General features: G+C 63.9%; 14 protein-coding genes. 9 read left to right on the top strand and 5 right to left on the bottom strand.

The window, feature by feature from the left end; translation table 11 throughout:
• A partial coding sequence (locus QCE62_RS34410) for a membrane dipeptidase (RefSeq protein WP_309927815.1) occupies positions 1-234 on the bottom strand: 234 nt, incomplete at its 3' end.
• 23 nt (positions 235-257) lie between these two features.
• Entirely contained in the window at positions 258-1616 is a 1359-nt protein-coding gene (locus tag QCE62_RS34405) for an MFS transporter (RefSeq protein ID WP_309927813.1), read from the bottom strand.
• Positions 1617-1807: 191 nt separating this feature from the next.
• Between QCE62_RS34405 and bluB the strand changes: the two genes are divergently transcribed.
• A complete protein-coding gene (bluB, locus tag QCE62_RS34400) occupies positions 1808-2461 on the top strand; it encodes a 5,6-dimethylbenzimidazole synthase (RefSeq protein WP_309927812.1) in 654 nt (217 codons plus the stop codon).
• 4 nt (positions 2462-2465) lie between these two features.
• Here bluB and QCE62_RS34395 read toward each other — a convergent pair whose 3' ends face one another.
• Positions 2466-3872 carry a sugar porter family MFS transporter gene (locus QCE62_RS34395; protein ID WP_309927810.1) on the bottom strand — a complete coding sequence of 469 codons (1407 nt, stop codon included), beginning with the start codon at positions 3870-3872 and terminating at the stop codon, positions 2466-2468.
• Between the two features lie 350 nt (positions 3873-4222).
• On the opposite strand from QCE62_RS34395, the gene QCE62_RS34390 reads away from it, so the two are divergent.
• The 6 genes from QCE62_RS34390 (at position 4223) to QCE62_RS34365 (ending at position 10331) form a co-directional block, all read left to right on the top strand.
• Positions 4223-5029, top strand: coding sequence for an IclR family transcriptional regulator (locus QCE62_RS34390; RefSeq protein ID WP_309927809.1), 807 nt, complete (start codon positions 4223-4225; stop codon positions 5027-5029).
• Between the two features lie 151 nt (positions 5030-5180).
• A complete protein-coding gene (locus QCE62_RS34385; protein WP_309927807.1) occupies positions 5181-6410 on the top strand; it encodes an MFS transporter in 1230 nt (409 codons plus the stop codon).
• A 19-nt stretch (positions 6411-6429) separates the two neighbouring features.
• Positions 6430-7449 (top strand): 2-dehydropantoate 2-reductase, encoded by a 1020-nt coding sequence (locus QCE62_RS34380; RefSeq protein ID WP_309927805.1) that lies wholly within the window; start codon positions 6430-6432, stop codon positions 7447-7449.
• Positions 7446-8198 carry an SDR family NAD(P)-dependent oxidoreductase gene (locus QCE62_RS34375; RefSeq protein WP_309927803.1) on the top strand — a complete coding sequence of 251 codons (753 nt, stop codon included), beginning with the start codon at positions 7446-7448 and terminating at the stop codon, positions 8196-8198. The genes QCE62_RS34380 and QCE62_RS34375 overlap by 4 nt, the downstream gene beginning before the upstream one ends.
• Before the next feature lie 33 nt (positions 8199-8231).
• A complete protein-coding gene (locus tag QCE62_RS34370; protein WP_309927801.1) occupies positions 8232-9137 on the top strand; it encodes a polysaccharide deacetylase in 906 nt (301 codons plus the stop codon).
• A 63-nt stretch (positions 9138-9200) separates the two neighbouring features.
• Positions 9201-10331 (top strand): NADH:flavin oxidoreductase/NADH oxidase, encoded by a 1131-nt coding sequence (locus QCE62_RS34365; protein WP_309927798.1) that lies wholly within the window; start codon positions 9201-9203, stop codon positions 10329-10331.
• Between the two features lie 12 nt (positions 10332-10343).
• Here the strand turns inward: QCE62_RS34365 and QCE62_RS34360 are convergent, their stop codons facing one another.
• Positions 10344-10757 (bottom strand): GFA family protein, encoded by a 414-nt coding sequence (locus QCE62_RS34360; protein ID WP_309927797.1) that lies wholly within the window; start codon positions 10755-10757, stop codon positions 10344-10346.
• Positions 10758-11023: 266 nt separating this feature from the next.
• Here QCE62_RS34360 and QCE62_RS35345 point away from each other — a divergent pair, with 266 nt between their 5' ends.
• A complete protein-coding gene (locus QCE62_RS35345; protein WP_404987401.1) occupies positions 11024-11389 on the top strand; it encodes a DUF2254 family protein in 366 nt (121 codons plus the stop codon).
• Between the two features lie 270 nt (positions 11390-11659).
• Here QCE62_RS35345 and nhaA read toward each other — a convergent pair whose 3' ends face one another.
• Entirely contained in the window at positions 11660-13009 is a 1350-nt protein-coding gene (gene nhaA, locus QCE62_RS34350) for a Na+/H+ antiporter NhaA (RefSeq protein WP_309927793.1), read from the bottom strand.
• Between the two features lie 198 nt (positions 13010-13207).
• On the opposite strand from nhaA, the gene QCE62_RS34345 reads away from it, so the two are divergent.
• Positions 13208-13621: a universal stress protein gene (locus QCE62_RS34345; RefSeq protein ID WP_309927792.1), complete on the top strand. Its 414-nt coding sequence runs from the start codon at positions 13208-13210 to the stop codon at positions 13619-13621.
• Positions 13622-13680: the final 59 nt, after the last annotated feature.

Here is a 13680-nt window from a genome sequence, read left to right as displayed (position 1 = left end):
CGCGCGCAGGATGTCGTCGGTCGTGCGCACGAGCGTCAGGATCTCGCTGTACTCGCGGATCTGCTGCTTCATCTCCGCGATGTTGTCGATGGTCTTCTGGAAGTCTTCCCACACCGAGACGGTGCAATTCACGGCGGTGACGTTGCCTTTGCGCATGTCCTCGAACACGGAGCGCTCGAACTTCGAGATGTTCAGGCCGTCGATGATGATGCTCGAATCGTGCAATGCACTCATGGTCGTGATCCGTTGAAGTCGCTTCAGTGGGTACGGGAGAACGCGTCGGCGGTTGCGGTGCCGCCTGCGTTCGTGTTCGCGAAGCCGGCTTCTTCGAGCGCCGTCTTCGAGGTCTCGCGCAACGAGAGGCCGCCGATCATCGCGAGAATCGACACGGCGATCAGATAGTAAGCCGGCGACAGGTTCGTGCCGGTGACGGAGATCAGCCAGGTGGCGACCAGCGGCGCAGTGCCGCCGAAGATCGTGTAGGCGAGGTTGTAGGTGATCGCGGATGCCGTGTAGCGGGTCTTGGTCGCGAAGACCTCCGACAGCAGCGGCGCCGTCACGACGCCCGACAGCACCGCGCCCACGGCCAGCAGCGCGACGCCGAACAGGGATTGCGACAGATTGCCCGAACCGCCCAGCGTGAAGGCCGGATAGACCGACGCGATGATGAACACGCAGGTGCTGCCGATGGTCACGCGGCGGCCCACGGCATCCGAGAACAGGCCTGCCAGCGGACACAACGCGGCGGCGAAGAAGAGGGCGAGCACGGTCACGAGCAGCGAGGTGCCGCGTGACAGATGTCCGGCCACCTGGAGATAGGTCGCGAAGTAGGTGGTGAAGGTGTAGAACGACAGCGCCGTCACCGAGACGAACGCGCCCAGCTTCAGGATGTTCCAGGACTGCGAGCGCAGGGTTTCCGCGAGCGGCGCATGCGCGACTTCATGCTTGCCTTCGAGCGCCTTGAAGGCGGGCGTTTCGTTCAGGTTGACGCGCAGATAGACGCCGATGAGACCGATCGGCGCGGCGATCAGGAACGGCACGCGCCAGCCCCAGTCGACCATCGCGGCCGAGGACAGCCACGATTCCATCGCATAGGCGACGACAGCGGCGCAGGCAAACGACGAGAACGTCGAGACCGGCACGAAGCTGCCGAAGAACGCGCGCCGGCGGCGCGGCGCATGTTCCATCACATAGGCACAGGCGCCCGCATATTCGCCGCCAGCCGAGAAGCCCTGCACGCAGCGAATGATCGTGAGCAGCAGCGGCGCCCAGTAACCGATGCTCGCGTAGGTCGGCAGCAGGCCGATCAGCGTGGTCGAGCCGGCCATCAGCAGGATGGTGAAGGCGAGGGTGCGCTTGCGTCCCACCCGGTCGCCGACGACGCCGAAGAACAGCCCGCCGAGCGGACGGAACGCGAAGGCCACCGCGAACACCGCGAAGGTTTTCAGGAGACCGACGGTGGGATCGCCGCTGGGAAAGAACTCGCGCGTGAGGATCGTCGCGAGAAAGCCGTATGCGGCGAAGTCGAACCATTCGACGAAATTGCCGATGGAGGCGGCCGCAATGACGCGCCGCAGCGTACGGGTGTCGACTTCCTGACCTGGTTGAGCTGACATGTTCATCTCGCTTTTCACGTGTCGGTGTGCATCGGAGGGATGAAAACGAGAGTAGGCGCTCAAATTACCTAGGTCGATACGTGTCAATTACCTAGGTAATCCGGGATGGGTGGCACGGGAATGCGCGATCGGATCGCGCAGGCGATATCATCGCGTGCCCGGATCCCACCCTCGCCGCACCTTACGCCGACATGAACAAAGCTTTCAGCGACATGGATCGCGACGCCGTCTACCGCGCCATTCACGAGCGTCGCGACATGCGCCATTTCGTCAGCGATCCGGTCGATCCGCAGGTCATGCGGCGGCTCATCGAGGCGGCGCTGCATGCGCCGAGCGTCGGCTTCATGCAGCCATGGCGCATCGTGCGGATCACGTCGGAAACGTTGCGCGCGCAGTTATGCGATGCCGTCGAACGCGAGCGCCTGCTCACCGCCGACGCTCTCGCCGAACGTCGCGACGCGTTCATGCGTCTCAAGGTGGAAGGTCTGCGCGAGTGCGCGGAAGTGCTCGTGATGGCGCTGATGGACGGCCGCGAACAGCATGTGTTCGGCCGTCGCACGCTGCCGGAGATGGACCTGGCGTCGGTGGCGTGCGCGATACAGAACATGTGGCTCGCGGCCCGCGCCGAAGGGCTCGGCATGGGCTGGGTATCGCTGTTCGATCCCGCTGCCGTCGGCGCCTTACTGAACATGCCGGCGGGCGCGCGGCCGGTCGCCATCCTCTGCGTGGGGCACGTGGAACGCTACTACGATGCTCCGATGCTCGAAACCGAACGATGGGCCGCGCGCCGCTCCTTCGACGAATGCGTGTTCGAGAACGCGTGGCCGGAAGCGCAGGCGCTATAGCGGCTCAGTCGGCCGCGCCGAGATCGCGCAGGCGCTTGCCGGCCATCAGGTCATTGCCCAGCTTTTCCAGCGATACACCACGCGTCTCCGGCACATAGAAGAACACGATGACCGCGAACAGCGCGTTCAGGAACGCGTACAGCACGAAGGTGTTCGCTTCGCCGATCGTCGAAAGCAGGCTCAGGAACGTGGCCGCGACCACCATGTTCGCTACCCAGTTGACCAGCGTGGAAGCGGCGACGCCGAAGTCGCGTCCCTGTTGCGGCTGAATCTCCGAGCACAGGATCCACACAAGCGGCCCGGCCGACATCGCGAAGCCCGCGATGAACAGCAGCAGCGACACGACCGCCATTCCCTGCGCCGCCGTGCCCGATACGCCTGCATGCAGCAGGAAGCCGAGCGCGCACATGCCGAACGCCATCACCGCGCAGCCGGCATAGAGAATCGGCTTGCGTCCCCAGCGATCGACGAAGGCAATCGCGCCGAAGGTCGCAATCACGTTCACGAGGCCGACGATCACAGTCGCCCACAATTGCTGCTCATGCGTTGCGAAGCCGGCCAGCTGGAAGATGCGCGGGGCGTAGTACATCACGACGTTGATGCCGGTCAGTTGCTGGAAGATCTGCAGCACGACGCCCAGCGCCACCGAACGGCGGAAGTTGGGATTGCTGCGCAGCAGGCTCCAGCCGCGTTGCGGTTGCTTGTTGTCGTCGCTGACCTGTTCAAGCTCGCTCTGCACGTCGGCGGGATTCGCATACAGGCGTTGCAGCACGGCGCGGGCTTCGTCGCCGCGATCGCGTTGCAGCAGCCAGCGCGGACTGTCGGGAAGCGCGAGCACGCCTGCCAGAAAGAACGCCGCCGGAATTGCGATGACACCCAGCATCCAGCGCCAGTCGGCGATATAGGAGAGCCCGATGTTGGACAGGAACGCCGCCAGGATGCCGACAGTGATCATCAACTGATAGGTCGAGATCATGGCGCCGCGCCATTGCCTCGGCGCGACTTCGGACAGATACAGCGGCGCGGTGAACGACGCCATGCCCACCGCCAGCCCGAGCACCAGACGCGCGCCGATCAGGTGAGCCGGTCCGCTCGCGAATGCGGACCACAGCGAGCCGATGATGAAGAGGATCGCCGCGAGCACCAGTGCATAGCGGCGTCCGAGACGCCACGAGAGCCAGCCTGCCGCGAGCGCGCCGAGGGCTGCGCCGACCATCATCGAGCTGACGATCCATTCCTGCGAACGATCGTTGAGGACGAACTGTTTCGCGATGAAAGGCAGCGCGCCGGAGATCACGCCGATATCCAGGCCGAACAGCAGGCCGGCAAGCGCGGCCATGAAGCAGACGAAGAGACCGTAGCGTTTGGATTGGGCAGCGGCGGGAGCGCGGCGGTCGGCGAGGGTGCTCATGTGAGGATCTCCAGTCGGGTTCAGAGGATCGGGGCGGCCCGCATGCGATCTGCGCGAGATCGCTTGCCGAAACGATCTTGCGCTCATCCGGACGGCTGCGCTCTTTTCCTGCGCACGCGCGCGAGGGCTCAGCTCCCGTAAGAGAAGACACGCGCGCCGTAGCCGGCCTTTCGCTGCCTTGACGAACGCTCTGATCGAAACGGGTGTTCGTGTGACTGCCTTGGTGCAGGTTTCGGACCTGACGTGCTCGTCGGTCATTCAAGCTTTGTTGCCTAAGGGTTTTCCCTTGCTTGCTCGATCTGTTTTGGCCGTGAACAATCGATTCACACTAATGAATCGAGTTCGTATATATGAACGACGCAGTCCGGTCAGCCGCACGGGTCCTCGACCTGCTCGAATATTTCGCATCGACGGAAGAGGGCGTGGCGCTGACCACCGTCTCCACGATCTTCGCGATGCCCAAGAGCAGCACGCTGGCGCTGCTGCGCACGCTGCTCTCGCGCGGCTACCTTGAACGCGACGATCACAACCTCTATCGGCTGAATCCGGCGTTTCGCAGCGGCGGCTTCGGCTGGAACGGCGACCTCGGCGCGCGCCTGACCGCCATCGCCAAACCGGCGATGGACGATCTGTGCGTGGAAGTGGGCGAGACGGTCGTGCTGAGCGTGTTTACGGACGACGGACAGTTCAGAACTGTCGCCAAATCACTCGCGCAGACCGTGGTGCGCTACGACCTCGAAATCGACAAGTCGTATCCCGCCTATTGCGGCGCGATGGGCCGCGCGATGCTCGCTTGCCTGCCGCGCGAGAAGCGCGACGCACTGCTCGCGCTCTGGCCGCTGGAGCAGCGCACGCCGTACGCGCTGTCCGACCTCGCGCGCATCAACGAAAAGATCGATCAGGCGGCCATCGAGGGCGTTGCCATCGTCGAGGAAGAGTTCGCGCTGGATGGCGTCGGCATCGCGATGCCGATCTGCGATGCCGGCGGCGTGCCCATCGCGGCGCTGGACGTGGGCTGCGTCGCCAGCCGTTATCCGGCGAAGCGCGACAAGATCCTCGCGGCGATGCGCGCCTGCATCGACCGCTTGCCCCCGCCGTTCGGCGCATTGACGCCGGCGGCGCCGTCGACTTCGCCTTCGCCGCGCGAATCCGCTTAAGAGTCGCTTGACCAACATCGCATGCCGGGATTCCGGCATCTCCACATCGAAAACTTAGGGTTCCTGTATGCTCAATCAGGCTGATACGCAAGCTGCCGTCCCGCCCCTGACGACAGACGCGCCGCAAGCACACTCGACACGCCAGCAACTCATGGCCGCCATGATCGGCAACGTGCTCGAGTACTACGACTTCATCGTGTACGCGTTCCTCGCCGCGACGCTCGCGCGCAACTTCTTCCAGGGCGACAAGTACGGCGGCCTGCTGGCGAGCTTCGCCGCCTTCGGCGTCGGCTTCCTGGCGCGGCCGGTGGGCGGCGCGATCATCGGCCGCATCGCCGACGTGCACGGCCGGCGCGCCGCGCTGCTCATCACCATCTTCGGCATGGCGGTCGGCACGGCGGGCATCGGCCTGTTGCCGACGTATGCGACGGCGGGCGCACTCGCCCCCGCGCTGCTCGTGTTCCTGCGGCTCGTTCAGGGCCTCGCGGCGGGCGGCGAATGGGGCAGCGCCACGTCGTTCATCGTCGAATCCGCGCCACCGGGCAAACGCGGCTTCTATGGCGGCATGGGCCAGGCGTCGATTGCGGCGTCGTCGCTGGCGAGCAGCGTGGTCGCGACCATCGTCAGCGCGTCCTTTACCGCCGATCAACTCGATGCCTGGGCCTGGCGCCTGCCGTTCCTGTTCGGTGGCATCCTGCTGCCGATCGGTCTCTACATGCGCCGCAACATCGTCGAGACGCCCGCGTTCACGCAGGTGCAGGAGAACCTGGAGCAGGTCGAACGCACCAGCAAGTCGGCTGCGCTCGGCATGATGTCGAAGGCGTTCGGCTTCACCATCATCTGGACCGTATCGTACTACGTGATGCTCAGCTACATGCCGACCTTCCTCGGCAAGTACGCCGGCCTCAGCACGACGCAGGCGCTGATGTCGAATTCGATCGCGCTCGCCGTGCTGGTCGCGGCCACGCCGTTCTTCGGCGCGCTGTCGGACCGCATCGGCCGCAAGCCGCTGCTCATCGGCTGCTGCGTGGGCTTCCTGCTGTTCTCGTACGTGCTGTTCCGCGTGGTGCTCGGCGGCGCGAGCTTCGGCGCAATCCTGGCCATCCAGATCTTCTTCAACCTGTTCATCGCGGCCTTCTCGGGCGCGGGTCCGTCGGCGCTGTGCGAGCTGTTCCCGACCTACGGCCGCACCACGCTGATGTCGATCGGCTACAGCCTCTCGACCGCGATCTTCGGCGGCTTCGCACCGTTCATCTCGACCTGGCTCATCGGCGTGACCGGCTCGCCCATCGCACCGGCTTTCTATCTGACGGCGGCGGCGATCGTCTCCGGCATCGTCATCTCGACTTTCCGCGAAACCGCACGTGAGCGGCTTCGCTAAACCAACGGGCAAACCTTCAATGAAACAACGCATTCTGATCTGGGGCGCGGGCGCCATCGGCGGAACGATCGGCGCGTATCTCGTGCGCGCGGGTCACGACATCACCTTCGTGGACATCGACCGCGAGCACGTGGAAGCGATCCGCGATCCGGCGCGTGGCTTGTCGATCACCGGTCCGGTAGATCGATTTACGGTAAGCGCGCCAGCTTGCCTTCCGGGTGAAATCGACGGGCAGTGGGACCGCATCTTCCTCGCCGTGAAAGCGCACCATACACGTGAGGCGTGTGAAGCACTGTGGCCGCATCTGACGAAGGACGGCTATGTGCTGTCGCTGCAGAACGGACTGTGCGAGCACGTGATCGCGCAGGTCGTGGGCCGCGAGCGGACGGTCGGCGCATTCGTCAACTTCGGCGCGGACTGGATCAAGCCGGGCGAGATTCACTACGGCAACCGGGCGGCGGTGGTGGTCGGGGAAATCGATGGCGCCTCGACCGAGCGTATCCAGGCGCTGCACGGACTCATGCAGCAATTCGAACCCGACGCCGTCCTCACCAACGAAATCTTCTCCTACCTGTGGGGCAAGCTGGCCTATGGCTCGCTGCTGTTCGCGCAGGCGGTTGGTCAACTGGGCATCGCCGATTGTCTCGAGCGTCCCGAACTGCTGCCGCTGTGGCGCGAGATGGCGACCGAAGTCCTGCAGGTGGCGCAGGCGGAAGGCGTGAACGCGCGCGGCTTCAATGGCTTCGATCCGGCCGCGTTCACGCCGCAGTCCGACGAAGCCGCGGCCCGCGCGAGCGTCGCGGCGATGGTGGCGTTCAACCGGCCGAACGCCAAGACGCATTCCGGCGTATGGCGCGATCTCGCGGTGCGCAAGCGCCGTACGGAAGTGGACATGCAGATCAAGCCGGTGGTGGAGACGGGCCGCACGCACGGCATCGACTGCGTGAAGCTGAATGCCTTGTGCGACATGATCCACGAGATCGAGGACGGTGAACGCACGCTGTCCGACCGCAACCTCAACGAATTACTCGAGACATGAACATTTCCTTCGAAGGGCAGGTGGTGGCCGTCAGCGGTGCGGCCATCGGTTTTGGGCGCGTGATCGCCACGACGTTCGCGGAACTCGGCGCACACGTCTATGCCTGCGATATTCGCGCCGACGAACTCGCGACGCTCGCGGCGCCGCGCATCGAAACGAAGGTTGTCGATCTGACGGATCGCGCGGCGGCTGCGGCATGGGTTCGCGGGATCGAGGAACACAGCGGCCGTGCGCTCGACGTGCTCGTCAACAACGCGGGCGGCGTGGCCGGACAGGCGCCGCGTCCAGTCGATGAAGTCACCGACGAACAATGGGACCGCGTGATCGAGATCAACCTCGGCACGACCTTCTCGCTGAGCCGCGCGGCCGCGCCCGGCATGAAGCGCGCGGGACGCGGCGCGATCATCAACATCAGTTCCGGCGCGGCCTTGCAGGCTTCGCTCACTGGCGTGCAGGCGTACTGCTCCGCGAAGCACGCGGTGCTCGGCCTCACGCGGCAACTCGCGCACGAACTCGGACCGCACGGGATTCGCGTGAACTCGGTCGCGCCCGGCTTCGTGCGCACCAACGACGCCACCGAAAAGCAATGGGCCGCGATGGGCGAAGCGCGCCAGCGCAGCCTGCTCGACGGCATTGCGCTGCGGCGCTTCGGCACGCCCGAGGACATCACGCGCGCGGTGCTGTTCTTCGCGTCGGAGCTGTCGGGCTTCGTCAACGGGCAGATTCTGTCCGTCGATGGCGGCCGATAAAGCCGGTCCCAATCTGAACCAAAGGAAACCAGGATGACAAACGATCTTTCGAAGCAGACCCTCGAACCCTGGCAATGGCCGGAAGAAACCTGGCGCGCGAAGGTGAATCACACGCGCGCGGGGCGCAGTCTGCGGCCCGCGCACTGGCCGGACGGCGCACGTTGCGCGGTGGCCCTGTCGTTCGACAGCGATCACGAGACCAACGAACTGCGCGACGGCGGCAAGTCCATCAGCCGGATGAGCTGGGGGCAATACGGCGCGCGCGTCGGCATGCCGCGACTGCTTGAACTGCTGGAACGGCACGGCGTCAAGGCGAGCTTCTATGTGCCGGCGGTCGCGGCCATGCTGCATGAAGACGAACAGCGCCGCGTGATCGCCGAAGGACATGAGATCGGCATTCATGGCTGGATTCACGAACTCAACTCGGTGCTGTCCTACGAGGACGAGCGCGATCTGATGCTGCGCTCGTCGGACGCGCTGGAGAAGATCACGGGCGTGCGGCCGGTCGGATTGCGCACGCCTTCGTGGGACTTCAGCCCGCATACGCTGCGCATCGCGAAGGAAATGGGCCTGCTCTACGATTCGTCGCTGATGGCGGACGAAGACTGTTACGAGCTGATGCTCGAAGGCGAGGCGACGGGCGTGGTGGAACTGCCGGTGGAATGGATTCGCGACGATGCCGTGTACTTCAGCATGCATCGCTTCCAGTCGCTGCGCCCGTATACGCCGCCTACCGATGTCTTCGAGATTTTCCGCCGCGAGTTCGACCACGCGTACGAGAGCGGCGGCCTGTTCCAGCTGACGATGCATCCGCACATCATCACGGCGCGCTCGCGCATCTGGATCCTCGACGAGTTGATCACCTACATGAAGACCAAGGACGTCTGGTTCGCCACGCACGCGGAAGTCGCCGCGTATGCGAAGGCGAATGCGGCCTGACGTTTTTTCTTTCGACGCTCCGCGTTTCGCCTCGCGGAGCGCTCCACATCATCTGGACAAGGCATGACGAGTATTCTTTTTTCCCCTTTGCGCATGGGTGCCGTCGAACTCGACAACCGTATCGTCGTGGCCCCGATGTGCCAGTACAGCGCCAACGACGGTTGCGCCAGCGACTGGCATCTGATGAACCTCATGCAGCTCGCCGTCTCGGGTGCGGGGCTGGTGATGCTCGAAGCGACTGCCGTCGAACGGCATGGGCGCATCACGCATGGCTGTCTCGGGCTGTATAGCGATGTCACCGAAGCCGCGCTGGGGCGCGTGATGGCCGCGGCGCGTGGCGTCGGGCAGGGCGTGCGCTGGGGCATCCAGCTGGGCCACGCTGGCAGGAAGGCTTCGGCGCAACGTCCGTGGGAAGGGCGTGGTGCGCTCGGCGAGGGTGAGGACCCGTGGCAGACGCAGGGGCCGTCGTCGCTTGCGTTCACCGACGGCTGGCACACCCCGCAGGCGATGACGAAGGACGACATCCGCCGCGTGCGCGACAGCTTCGTCGATTCCGCGAAGCGGGCGGCGCGTCTCGGGTTCGAGGTGGTCGAGATTCATGCCGCGCATGGCTATCTGCTGCATCAGTTTCTTTCGCCCTTGGCCAATCAGCGTGACGACGAATACGGCGGCAGCCTCGCGAACCGCATGCGTCTGCCGCTCGATATCGCCGCCGCTGTGCGCGACGCGCTCGGCGCCGATATCGCGCTCGGCTTTCGCATCACCGGGACCGACTGGAAGGACGGCGGCATCACGATCGACGAATGTGTCGCGTTCACCGACGCGCTCAAAGCGATCCGCGTCGATTACGTCTGCGTGACCTCGGGGGCAGTGGCGCCTGCCGCCATTCCCGTCGAACCGGGCTATCAGGTGCATCTCGCCGAAGAGGTCAAGCGCCGCACGGGCATGGTCACGCGGGCCGTCGGCTTTATCGCCGATCCGCATCAGGCCGAGGCCATTCTCGCGAACCAGCAGGCCGATTGCGTGGCGCTCGGGCGCGCGTTCATCGACGACCCGCGATGGCCGTGGCACGCCGCCGAAGTGCTCGGCGACGTCAGCCGGATTCGCTATCCTGGGCAATACGAACGCGGCGGCGCCCAGTTGTGGCCGGGTGTCGCGTTGCGGCAGAAGAAGCGGGAGACGCTGGTGAACTGAGCCGCCGATGCGTCATGAAGGCATGTCCGTGAACTGCGGAATGTCAGGATGCTTGAGCCATGTGTGTCGGCGCTTCGTGAACATTTCGAGCATCGGCTGGATGGTTTCGGCATTGTCCAGGCTGCCCAGCATCACGAACACCGTGCCCGGAAACGCGCCGGCGTGGTTCGTGAACAGGCGCGAGCCGCAATCGGGACAGAAGTTCCGGTCGATTCGCTTGCCGGAGTCCGCGATATAGGCAAACGACTTCGGCTTGCCGCTCAGCAACGTGAAGTCGTTTTCCGGAACGCCGACGAACGTGGCCATCACGCCGCCGCTCGCCCGTTGACAGTCCCGGCAGTAGCAATCGGCGATGAAGCCGGGATCGGTATCGAATTCGAATCTCACTGCACCGCATGCGCAGCCGCCCGCATATTTCTTGGCCATTCTGATGCACCTCCGACGTTGGGTATCGACGTGGGCATAGCGTGGCAGAAGGCGATTCGTCAGGCGATGCCGCCGTGCGAATGCGACAGGCGTGCGGGTTGAATGGCAAGATTGAGATACGTAGGCGCGCAACGTGCTTTTGACGCCGTCACTTCGATTCTGAAGTCGCATGGAGGCGCGCGTGGCACGTTGGCAATCGATACTGCTGCTGTTCATACGAAAACAGTGGGTCAGGGCAACGAGTCACCACCTTCTCCCTGAGCATCATGACGTCGGCCTATGGATCGGCCACGAATAACGTCACCCCGCGTGCAATTCTTCTCCTGATTCAGGGGAGCGTCACGCAGAACGCATTGTCGACCTTTGTCGGTTCCTTCCTGTTCAGCATGGTCGCGCTGGTCGTGTTGAAGGTCGGCGTGTACGGACCGCAAGGACGGTCGGTGCTGTTCATGATGACGATCACCTCACGCTGCTTGGGCTTGCTCGCGTCGGTGAGACGACCGACAGGGTCGAGCAGGCGACACAGGCCGCAATCGATGCACGGCTCGGTGAGCCTTTCCTTGGCGGTACAGAACTCAAAGATCCCGCGACGGATATTCCGGACAGCGCCGAGCCTTTGCACGCGGGTGTGACCGGATACGTGCAGTACGTGGACATGGCCGCACTCGACGCTCAAGGTTTGTCGAGATACAGCTTCGATTGCAGAAGACTTGTCGGGCGCTTGTCGAAATGGGTGATGACGCGTTTCGCGAAGCCGCGCGTCATCAGTCGCAGCTCGCACTGACACGCGCCGAAGACGCGATGACCCTCGAAGACGACAAGAAACAGGTACGAAGCGTGGCTGAGTCCTTCACGTAACGACTCGTTCGCAAGGTCCCGGCGTCGGCGGATGAGAGATGCGCCTAAGCAGACGGCCCGATGACCGGGCGGCGTCGCGCGTAGATCATGCCCCATCCCAATCCGAGCACACCCGCGAGCACCGAGCCGATCAGGACTGCGAGTTTGGCGACGGAAAGCGTCTCAGGATCGTCGAACGCGAGCATCGATATGAAGATGGACATGGTAAAGCCGATGCCCGCAAGCAACGCCACCAACATCACGCCGCCCCACGCCACACCATCAGGCAAGCGGCACAATCCCGTCCTGACCAGCGTCCACGTCGACACGAACACGCCCAGCGGTTTTCCGAGCACAAGCGCAGCCACCACACCGACCAACACATAGTGAGCCTGGCCGCCGGACGGATCGAGACCCGTAAAACTCACGCCCGCATTGGCCAGCGCAAACAACGGCATGATGCCGTAGGCGACCCACGGATGGAGCGACCATTGCACGCGAACTACGGGCGCCAGCATCTCGCGCTGCGCCAGCCGTAACATCTGCAGCGGTCTGGCCAATTTGTCGGCGTTCTCGTGGGCGGTGCTCTTTTGTGTGACACTGGCAGTCGCCTGCGACATTTCGACGAGCGCGCGCTCGCGGTGGAAAGTGGGCGCGACGGGCGTCATCAATCCGAGCACGACGCCCGCAAGCGTCGGGTGCGCTCCGCTCACGAGCAGACCCGTCCAGATCACCGAGCCGGGAACGATATAGGCCGCCGCGGCGCCGATGCTCATGCGCTGCATGACCAGCACCATCACGACACCGGCGGCCGCGATTCCGAAGCCGGCGTAGTCGAGGCCGGAAGAATAAAAGACCGCGATGATCAATACCGCGATGATGTCATCGACGATTGCAAGCGTCAGAAGAAAGATGCGCAAGTTTCCCGGAATCGATTTCCCGAGCAACGCCAGCACGCCGACAGCGAAAGCGATGTCCGTTGCAGTCGGCACCGCCCAGCCGCGGATTTCTCCCGATGAATAGTTGACCGCGAGGTAAATGAGCGCGGGCGCAATCACCCCGCCGACGGCCGCTGCGAGCGGCAAAACGGCCTGCCGGAGATCGCTCAGGGATCCCTCGTGCATCTCCCGGCGAATCTCGATCCCCACGACCAGAAAAAACACCGTCATGAGCCCGTCGTTGATCCAGAAGTGCAACTGCCTGGAGAACTCGAACGATCCGACCTTGAAGGCGATCGGCGCTTCCCAAAGGTGATGGTATGCGTCAGCGAAGGGCGAGTTGGCCCAAAGAAGAGCAGCAGCGGCGGCAATGAGAAGAATGATGCCGCTCGCAGCCTCGACGTGCAGGAAATGCTCGAGTGCGGTGAGGGCTTGTCGGGCGATGTGCCGGGCTTGTCGTGCGGAATGCTGGAGCATGAAATGGACGTCAAGGATCCAGCGTGGCGGCCCGACCGACGCTGATCCTGTCAAACGCGAATTCGCCTGACACCCTTCCGCCATTGTACAGGCTGAATCTTTACGAAAGTTTTATACCGGCGAACTGAAGCTTTGCGCGATCTTGATGCACGTGGTGCTGCAATGAAGACTGCTCAATCCGCATTGAAGAAGACTGAGATGCTCAAGCTGCTCATTCCCGTGATTTGCCCGGCCGGTGCGCTCGAAGCGGCGCGTCATGCGGCGTTTCTCTTTGCGGAGAAGTGCGTCGCTCACGTTGAAGTGATCGAGATCCTCGATGATGCGGCTCAAAGCCGCGCGGTCGCGTTTCACTCCCGATCGGCGCTGCGTCGGCAAGAGAAGGATTTCATGCGAGATGCCTTGACGAGCACATGTGCGGTGCTGGAAGACGCCGGTGTTCCCTATACCTGGAAGCGCATCTTCGGTTCGGCCGAGAAGTCCATTGCGGCCCACGCGAATCGTGGCGCGGACGTCGTGGTGCTGGATGCGAGCCGCATTGGCCTGCTGCGAAGATGGCTTGTGCTCTTCCGACTCTGGCATCTGACCCGCAAGCCGCTGACGGTCTTGCATTGATTTTCATCTTTGAGACTTTGCTCTCAGCATATCGTGCAACCTGGAAAGCGACGCACGGT

The sequence above is a fragment of the Caballeronia sp. LZ033 genome (assembly GCF_031451265.1).
Taxonomy (GTDB): Bacteria; Pseudomonadota; Gammaproteobacteria; order Burkholderiales; family Burkholderiaceae; genus Caballeronia.
Note: the sequence above shows the minus strand (reverse complement) of the source record. Positions and strands in the feature narration are given on the sequence as shown.

Excerpts from the sequence above, each read along its gene's own strand:
- QCE62_RS34405 (WP_309927813.1), bottom strand. The coding sequence starts at position 1,616 with ATGTCAGCTCAACCAGGTCAGGAAGTCGACACCCGTACGCTGCGGCGC.
- bluB (WP_309927812.1), top strand. The coding sequence starts at position 1,808 with ATGAACAAAGCTTTCAGCGACATGGATCGCGACGCCGTCTACCGCGCC.
- QCE62_RS34395 (WP_309927810.1), bottom strand. The coding sequence starts at position 3,872 with ATGAGCACCCTCGCCGACCGCCGCGCTCCCGCCGCTGCCCAATCCAAA.
- QCE62_RS34390 (WP_309927809.1), top strand. The coding sequence starts at position 4,223 with ATGAACGACGCAGTCCGGTCAGCCGCACGGGTCCTCGACCTGCTCGAA.
- QCE62_RS34385 (WP_309927807.1), top strand. The coding sequence starts at position 5,181 with ATGGCCGCCATGATCGGCAACGTGCTCGAGTACTACGACTTCATCGTG.
- QCE62_RS34380 (WP_309927805.1), top strand. The coding sequence starts at position 6,430 with ATGAAACAACGCATTCTGATCTGGGGCGCGGGCGCCATCGGCGGAACG.
- QCE62_RS34375 (WP_309927803.1), top strand. The coding sequence starts at position 7,446 with ATGAACATTTCCTTCGAAGGGCAGGTGGTGGCCGTCAGCGGTGCGGCC.
- QCE62_RS34370 (WP_309927801.1), top strand. The coding sequence starts at position 8,232 with ATGACAAACGATCTTTCGAAGCAGACCCTCGAACCCTGGCAATGGCCG.
- QCE62_RS34365 (WP_309927798.1), top strand. The coding sequence starts at position 9,201 with ATGACGAGTATTCTTTTTTCCCCTTTGCGCATGGGTGCCGTCGAACTC.
- QCE62_RS34360 (WP_309927797.1), bottom strand. The coding sequence starts at position 10,757 with ATGGCCAAGAAATATGCGGGCGGCTGCGCATGCGGTGCAGTGAGATTC.
- QCE62_RS35345 (WP_404987401.1), top strand. The coding sequence starts at position 11,024 with ATGACGTCGGCCTATGGATCGGCCACGAATAACGTCACCCCGCGTGCA.
- nhaA (WP_309927793.1), bottom strand. The coding sequence starts at position 13,009 with ATGCTCCAGCATTCCGCACGACAAGCCCGGCACATCGCCCGACAAGCC.
- QCE62_RS34345 (WP_309927792.1), top strand. The coding sequence starts at position 13,208 with ATGCTCAAGCTGCTCATTCCCGTGATTTGCCCGGCCGGTGCGCTCGAA.